The organism is Dolichospermum sp. LEGE 00246, assembly GCF_015207865.1.
GTDB classification, from domain to species: Bacteria; Cyanobacteriota; Cyanobacteriia; order Cyanobacteriales; family Nostocaceae; genus Dolichospermum; species Dolichospermum heterosporum.
Genome location: NZ_JADEWA010000240.1, coordinates 1 through 8,295, shown reverse-complemented (window position 1 = coordinate 8,295; position 8,295 = coordinate 1). Strand labels below are relative to the sequence as shown.

Here is an 8,295-nt window from a genome sequence, read left to right as displayed (position 1 = left end):
GCATATTAAAGCCTTTAAAAAAAGACATAACTTATTAAATTATGTCTTCGATACTAATTTTATTTAAAGCTCTAAACCACTCTTTTGCAACTTCTTAAATGGATCTAAGATAAAGTCAATAACATGACGCTGACGAATGATTACTTCCGCACTTGCTGTTTGTCCAGGGGTAATAGGAATCCGTTTGTTACCGACTTGAATATAAGGATTTTCTAAAGCGATATCTAATTCATAAGTTTCTATGCGGTTAGAACTATTTTCTTGAACTCTAGAGTTAGGTGAAATCCAACTAATACGTCCTGACACAATTCCGTATTCTTGGAAAGGATAAGCATCAAATTTAATTTTGACTGGCATTCCTGCCTTGACAAAACCACTATTTTGACTAGGCATACGTGCCTTCAAGATCAAGGGAGCATTTTCGGGAGCAATTTGAGCAATCATTTGTCCTACTTGGACAACAGAACCAGATTTTTTAATAGGTAATTCAAAAATTATTCCATCAATGGGAGAACGGATAGTTCGCTGTTTTAGTTGTAAATTTAAGGCTGTAATCTGTCCTTTTGTCTGCATCATTTCTGATTTAAGGGAAATGATTTGATTTTGAATGTCTTTAAACTGTTCTTGACTTTTCAATAAAATTAATTCTCCGCCTTTTAGAGAACTTTTATAACGACTTTCTTCTTCTTCTAACCGTAGTCTTGCCTGTTCAATATCTGATCTAACTTGATTCATTAGTGACTGATAACGACTGACTTCTTCCTTTAGTTTTAACTTTGCTGTTTGCAGATTAAATTTTGCTTCTTCTTGAGAACGTTGACTTTCTTCAGCAATTTTTTCTAATTCTATTATTTTAGTTTGAGCAATTATTCCTTCCTTTAATAGCAGACGATAACGTTGAACTTCCGAAATATCTCGACGTAAGCGACTTGTAGCTAATCTGTAGTTAGTTTGATTAGATTGTATATTCTGTTTTGCCTGATCAATTTGAGCTAATTTTTCCAAATCTTGGAAATCATAAGCACTTTTTTTAGTCTCAAATGTTTGTTTAGCTTGATTAAGTTGAGCAATTTTTTCTAATGATTGAGATTGGTTTTGCTGACGTTGAATATTAATTGACATTAAGACTTGATTCCTTAATATCTCTAGTTGAGATTGGCGATTAATTAACCCCTCTAATTTAGATTGTGCTTGTTGAATTTCTGTTTGTAAAACATCAGATTCCATTGCTAATAAAACTTGTCCAGCTTTAACAGTTGCTCCTTCTTTAACATTGACATTAACAACACTACCAGTTACCGCACTATCTAATTTTTGTGTTGCTCCTTTGGGTTCTATTCTCCCACTAGCATTACCCGTTTCATCAACTTTAGTTAACATTGCCCAAGGCAAAATAACGGTAGCAAAACTAACTAGTAAATACAACATGGAACGAGTCCATGCTTTTGGTAAAGCATCTAATAATTCCTCTGTGCCATAAAACCAATCCTTGGCTTTATCTAATATCTGGATTTGCTGGTTTGTTATTACAGCATTAGATTCAGGTTGACGCTGCGGCTTTATAGTAGTAGTTGGTTGGGTGTAAACTGACTGTGGCATAAATAATTAGAGAATTTTGGTTATATATCCCCGACTTCTTGAAGAAGTCGGGGATATGGTGAAAATTAATTTTTTTGTGCTAATTGTTGTTGATTAAGATAGAAATAATGTCCTCTTTTGGCGATTAATTGTTCATGTGTACCGCTTTCTACTAAAACACCACGATCTAAGACTAAAATTAGATCAGCATGACGAACTGTGGAAAGACGGTGAGCAATAATTACACTTGTACGTCCTTGCAGGATTTTTTTGAGGTTGTTCTGAATAATCCGTTCTGATTCGGCATCCAGGTGACTTGTGGCTTCATCTAATATTAAAAGTCGGGGATTTCCTAATAATGCGCGGGCAATTGCTAACCGTTGGCGTTGTCCTCCAGATAACATTCCTCCCCCTTCACCAATTTGAGTTTCATAACCCATTGGCATTCTTTTAATAAACTCATCTGCACCTGCAAGTCTGGCTGCTTCCATAATCTCTTCTAAAGAGGCTTCTGGATGAGCAATTGTGATATTTTCCCGAATTGTTCCTCCAAATAAAAAGGTATCTTGATCAACAACTCCAATTTGCGATCGCAAGGAATGTAAGGAAATACTAGTAACATCTTGATTGTCAATCATAACTCTTCCATCTGTCGCTAGATATAAACCCAAAATCAACTTAGAAAGTGTTGTTTTTCCAGAACCACTGCGACCAACAACTGCTACAGTTTGTTCAGGCAAGATTTCAAAACTGAGATTTTCTAAAATATTAATCTCACTTTCAGGATGATAGCGAAAGGTAACATTATTAAAGCTAATTCTCCCCATTAATCTTGGTAAAAATTGCCGAGGTTTATGTTCTAAATCTTCCTCTGGTTGTGCTTCTAAGACATCATTAATTCGTTCTGTAGCAACAATTACTTCCTGTAACTGATTCCACAAAATAATTAATCTTTGGAAAGGCTGAATAATATTGCCTAATAACATATTAAAGGCAACTAATTGACCAATGGTAAGTTGATTTTGAATAACCAACCAAGCTCCAAACCATAATAATCCTGTACTTGCCAAAGATTGAATAGTAGAACTAACTAATTGCAGTTGATTACCAATTACTTGACCACTAAAGTTCTTTTTGATTAAATTATTTAGCAATTCTTCCCAATGCCAACGCACCGTTTGTTCAATAGCCATTGAGCGAATCGAAGAAATGCCAGTCAAGCTTTGAATTAAATAACTATTTTCCAGTGTTCCTGCTGTAAATACCTCCCGACTAATCCGCCGCAAAAATGGTGTAGCAAAGAATGTTAAAATCACAAATGGCGGCACAATTGCTAATGTCATTAATGCCATTGGTGGACTATACCAAAACATTAATCCCACATAAATAAAGACTGTTAGTAAATCCAATCCAATGGAAAGAGCTTCACCAGTTAAAAAACGTTGGATTTTTTGATTTTCTTGGACACGGGAAACAATATCTCCGACATAACGAGATTCAAAAAATGCCAGCGGTAGACTAAATGTATGTTTAATAAAACCTACCATCAAGGCAATACTAATGCGGTTGGCTGTGTGATCTAGTAAATATTGTCTTAAGCCATTAATGGCAACCCGAAACAAGCCGAAAATTAACAATCCAAACCCGACAGTATTTAAAGTTAAAACACTGCCTTGAACAATAACTCTATCTAATAGGAGTTGAGTAAATAAAGGCGTGATTAATCCAAATATCTGAATTAATACCGAAGCCAGAAAGACTTCTAGGAGAACCTGAAAATGAGGTTTAACTAAATCCAATAACTGCCAAAATGGCGTGTTAGCTTCTGGCGTTTTTTTGAGGGAAGCTGTAGGTTGTAATAGTAAAGCGTAACCAGTCCAACCTGTGAGAAATTCCTTGGTAGTCAGCCGACGTTGACCAATGGCAGGATCGGCAATAATTACCTGTTTTTTGGTAATTTCATAGACAACAATGTAATGTTTACCTTGCCAATGAGCGATCGCTGGTAAAGGCTGTTGAGCAAATTTATCCAAACTGGCTTTTACCGGACGGGTAGCAAAACCAAGGCTTTCCGCCGCTGCACTCAAACTTCGCATAGATGCACCACTCCGGCTAATATTAGCCAGATCCCGCAGCCGATTAATACTCAGGTTTTTCCCCCAATAACGACCAATCATAACTAAGCAAGCAGCACCACAATCCGCAGCACTTTGTTGTTCAAAAAATGGGTAGCGTTTAGTAAATTTCCGCCACCAATTGCCAGCAATAACAGTAGGAACAGGAAAATATTGAGAGGGTTTCTTTGTTGATGTTGGTGGGGGAATAATTGGTTGAGAGAAATTAACAACTTTGCCATTTCTTGGCAATTCAACAATCGGTATATCTGGAGACTTAGGACTGTTAATTAACTCTGCCTTATTCAGCAAAAAATTATAAACAGGAGGAAATTCTCCCATGACCTTTTTTACCGTTTTTTCGGGAAGATAGGCAACCTTTAAATTCACAGAGGCTCTAGCAACATAACTGCTAAAATCTTGGTCTGGAAATAAAGTTAACTCCCCAAATGATAATCCTGGCGTGAGAGTATTAATTAAATTGTTGGAGCTATCAAGCAATCTTACCTTACCCGACAGCACAATATAAATTCCCGGCTTGGCTGTAGTCGCTTGCCAAAATTGCTTTGCTACAGGTGGCTCAATAATTTCTAAAGCCTGGATACAATCTTTAACTACTTGATCTGATAATCCATCACCCAAGACTTGCTTAATATATGTAGCTAATTGTTCCTGAGAAAACGCTGATAGCACTTCCTAACCTCCAAAACACTATTATTTATTGGTCTGCATGAGATTAAATGACCAATGAAAACTAGGTTCAGGTAGAGAATGCAAATCACTAATTTTAATTGCTAAATCCTGATTTTCAGTAGTTATCAATGGGGAACTTTTGCGTTTAGTAGACAGTCCCATTTGTTTAAGGAGGCGATTAATATGGCGATCGCTAATTTGAATTCCCAACTCCTTCGCCAAATGTTTACTCAACCATTGAGCCGTCCAATCACCAAAAGCATAGCCATATTCACGGGGACTACAATTAACTAATTCCTTTAATCTTTCAATATATTCATCATTAACAATCTTTGGTCTACCCAATGGTCGCTGATTCCATTTATGCGCCATCCCCGCCTCAGCAATACCGATCCAGTATCTCGCCATCTCCTGAGAACAACCAATCATTTCACAAATATGAGTTTGTGACTTTCCCATATCTGCTAACAACATAATCTCAATTCGTCGCCGATATTCTGGTTGCGAATTATTTTGTAAATTTTTTAGCAACACCTTTCGCTGAAAAGGTGTTAAAAACTTACTTTCATAATTATCGTAAATATTCACAACCTGATCTTGATGAGAATAAGATGACATAATTCTTACCAGTTGCTTTCTACTTTCAGATTCGGGCAAATTCATCTATTACATCTATTCCTAAAATCCAGATGCAAAAACTTTCACAGATATGCAATATTTAATCTGTAGGATGTTTCCTGAATATTCATTTAATTTTCAATATCTATGTAACAGGCATAGCTGTTGTGTCCCCCCAATAAACAGCATTGTCTGGCAAAACACCCATAAACAAACTCCCAAGATTTAGCTTGCTAATGCCAAAAATCTACATAGGGAATGATATTACCCCTAATTGAGATGGGAGTCTATTGATAAACACTGGTATTTCAGTTAATTAATTTATGCAGTTATAACTAACTAACAATTACGTAACTTTTCAAAAATTGTAGCCTCACACTAAATAAACTTAAGCAGGATGTAATCTATCTCTTACACTATCCTAAAAATAGAAAACTCTCATCAGCAAACTTTCTTAAATATGAAATTGTTTGTCTGATAGCATGGCGTTAGTCATTTAGTTTAGATAAAAAAGTGACAAAGCTTTAGTTCTTATCTTTAAATTCTGCTACATCTTGTTCTAAAATTTATATAAAAAATAAAATCTTCATCTAAACTTCATGAAGACTTTATAGAAAATTCATATTAACTTAAAGTTGATAAAAATATATCGAGTAAGTAGATTGGCGTTGAAAATTGTCGTTATAGCAAGGCGAGAGGTAAGAGGAGGCAAGAGGCAAGAGTGAAGAGGGTTTGGGCGATTTTACTTTTCTTTACACCAATACCTTGTCCATTTTTTGTAGGTCAGGTTAAGCGACAGCGCAACCCGACGCATTTGTTGGGTTATGGCTATGGCTCCTACGTCGCCACGCAAGCTATCGCCACACTATGGCTAACGCCTCCCGTCTGGGATACGTGAACGTACCTCAATCCAACCTACAAATCAAGACTTTTTTCGATTTGGACAAGGTATCGTTACACAGATTGGTTTTATTGTGTTCACCTACTTAGTAGTCTGTCAAGAACTAATTGACGGGTAAATAAATTTTTCTTCTTCCTTCTTCCTTCGCGCTCTTTGCGCCCTAATGCCTACGGCACGCTCCGCGAACGTGGTTCATTTTTTCTTTATCCGTCAAAATTTATTTGACAGACTACTAGGATTAAGTTCTACTGAAATCAGTAGAGGCGCATTGATATCGGCATTAAGATTATTTATTTGGTTTTAAGAATCCCCGTCTCTTTAGAGAGCGGGGAGTGTCAACGTTATATCAATTGCCAATTGACATAACAGTAAAAATTTGTAAGTAAGAGCATGATTTGACCATAATCCTTCCCTTTCCTCACCTACCTTAATAACTAAAGTTAGCCAAACCTCAGTTACAGAAAATTTGGTAGTAGAAGTTATCTAGCCATATCAATTTTATTAGGGTAATCCACCACCCTAATTGAAAAGCATTCAGACTTCTTAGGAAAAAGAACCACCTTTAGTTATGGTTCATCAGTCTTAATGAAGAATTTATTTAATTAATCAGGAACTGAATGCCAAAACAATCAGACCCTATCTTTCATGTGGTGCAGACGCAAACAGTTTTTGGGAAAAATGCAATTAGTCTGCTCTTTCATGAGCAAACGCAAACAGTTTTTTGGGAAAACCGCAATTAGTCTGGTCTTTCATGGGCAAACGCAAACAGTTTTTGGGAAAAATGCAATTAGTCTGCCATGAATCTTTGTTTAGGTTGCTATTTCTAATCTATAGGATGTTATCAGTGTGTATTTGCCATTCTGGCAGATTTTTACAACAAGTCAGTAATTGCAGTTACTCACATTGCCGATCAACTGATCTGAGTAACAAGCAATTACGAGATTATCAGCAACTATGCCGACTTTTTTTCTCTACCGTTGGCGCGTGATTCAGCATGATGTTTTCCTCCCACTTCCATATAGGCTATATCCTTAATCTTACTTAAACAGTTAGATGCCAGATTACCTTCGGATCTTTTCTCTGTGGTGGAGTTAGCAATTTTTAGAGTTTCATTATTTTGGGGATGGGAGCGACTCATACGAGCATTTTCTTTGAGAATGCGGTTATAAGTCCGATAAGGGATATAGTGCATTGGATTATAGCCCACGAATCGTAACATTAAAACACAAGCCCAAGAATACTTCCCTGCTAAAATCGCTTCGACTACTTGGTCTAACTGTTCGGGATGGATTTTTGGTTCTAAGTTGTTACCACTGCCAGCAATATCTTGATTCATGATCTTAGTTATTTTTGAATTGAGTAAATAAATTAGTCCAGTTTCTGCAAATGCGATGGTCTTCAGCCAAATTGCGGTTGCGGGAATGACCAGAACCTATAAATAATCAATTGGTGGCAGATGTGGAAAATAGTAACAACTTGTTGCAAAAATACGGTAATTGCCAACATGGATACCTGGATAGAACGGATTTTAGAGAACTGCATCTCTAAAACCACCCGTTGAACTGAGCTAAAAAACGCATTTGACCTGATGATTTTTTTCATAACCTGACCTGTGATTGAAAACCTGATTGTTTTTAATCAAGCCTCTGTACTACTGTGCTTGCCGTGTATACCCTGATTTTCTAGGAAGTTTTACAGTTTTCAATTAGTAATATCTATAGCTCACAGAGATAATATGTATTAATTGCGTCTGGGCTTCAGATTTATACTTACTAATGAATCAAAGGTAAAAATTTACCAAATTTTCTGATTTCTACCGAGAGGAATTGAGTTCGACATAGCTTTTCGTAGATGCCGTTGTTTACTGTTGAAACTTCCAAGTGGAAATTTTTGGCTTCACCCTAGTTACTGCTGTATAACTTCTTACCATTGATTCTGCCGCCTTTGCTGTAAAAGCTGACAATTGCACCAGTGGAATCAGGAAAACCATTAATTTCTCAATTTCAAAAGCCACATTTTTATTTATACTATTTTTTGTCGCTAATGTCATCTGCCAAGGTGGCAAGATTTAAGTTAAATTTACTGAACTTATCTAGATATTTACTTATGTCTTGTGCAAGTTTGGGTTTTGTCCCCACTTGGCAAAAAATGAGGGGTGTTACCCCCCACTTTAATCTCAATGGCAGATGTTATCATTGTCATACAAGACAAAAACACCACTAACATGGTCTACCTAATCTCCTAGTATATAAATAGTTTTAATGAACGTATGTACCCAAATGAATTAAATTTTTATCAGAAAAACAAATGCTTAAATTTACACTTATTTCAACCAAAGCTCTTACTGTGTAAGCATTTTATGGATTTACGTTTTTTACAAATGGATACAAG

At 36.2% G+C, this 8,295-nt stretch carries 5 protein-coding genes; all 5 read right to left on the bottom strand.

Features of this window, described 5'->3' with window-relative positions; all coding sequences use genetic code 11:
- Nucleotides 1-63: 63 nt before the first annotated feature.
- On the bottom strand, nucleotides 64-1,599 hold the full coding sequence (locus IQ228_RS15795) for an HlyD family efflux transporter periplasmic adaptor subunit (RefSeq protein WP_193963490.1): 1,536 nt from the start codon (nucleotides 1,597-1,599) through the stop codon (nucleotides 64-66).
- A gap of 65 nt (nucleotides 1,600-1,664) precedes the next feature.
- Complete coding sequence (locus IQ228_RS15790; protein ID WP_193963488.1) at nucleotides 1,665-4,385, bottom strand: ABC transporter transmembrane domain-containing protein; 2,721 nt, start codon at nucleotides 4,383-4,385, stop codon at nucleotides 1,665-1,667.
- A 21-nt stretch (nucleotides 4,386-4,406) separates the two neighbouring features.
- Nucleotides 4,407-5,003 (bottom strand): helix-turn-helix domain-containing protein, encoded by a 597-nt coding sequence (locus tag IQ228_RS15785; RefSeq protein WP_027404603.1) that lies wholly within the window; start codon nucleotides 5,001-5,003, stop codon nucleotides 4,407-4,409.
- 1,853 nt (nucleotides 5,004-6,856) lie between these two features.
- The gene (locus tag IQ228_RS15780) at nucleotides 6,857-7,240 is read right to left on the bottom strand and encodes a HetP family heterocyst commitment protein (protein ID WP_027404604.1); all 384 of its coding nucleotides are present in this window, start codon (nucleotides 7,238-7,240) and stop codon (nucleotides 6,857-6,859) included.
- Nucleotides 7,241-7,765: 525 nt separating this feature from the next.
- The gene (locus IQ228_RS15775; protein WP_027404605.1) at nucleotides 7,766-7,954 is read right to left on the bottom strand and encodes a hypothetical protein; all 189 of its coding nucleotides are present in this window, start codon (nucleotides 7,952-7,954) and stop codon (nucleotides 7,766-7,768) included.
- Nucleotides 7,955-8,295 lie beyond the last annotated feature (341 nt).

Excerpts from the sequence above, each read along its gene's own strand:
- IQ228_RS15795 (WP_193963490.1), bottom strand. The coding sequence starts at position 1,599 with ATGCCACAGTCAGTTTACACCCAACCAACTACTACTATAAAGCCGCAG.
- IQ228_RS15785 (WP_027404603.1), bottom strand. The coding sequence starts at position 5,003 with ATGTCATCTTATTCTCATCAAGATCAGGTTGTGAATATTTACGATAAT.
- IQ228_RS15780 (WP_027404604.1), bottom strand. The coding sequence starts at position 7,240 with ATGAATCAAGATATTGCTGGCAGTGGTAACAACTTAGAACCAAAAATC.
- IQ228_RS15775 (WP_027404605.1), bottom strand. The coding sequence starts at position 7,954 with ATGACATTAGCGACAAAAAATAGTATAAATAAAAATGTGGCTTTTGAA.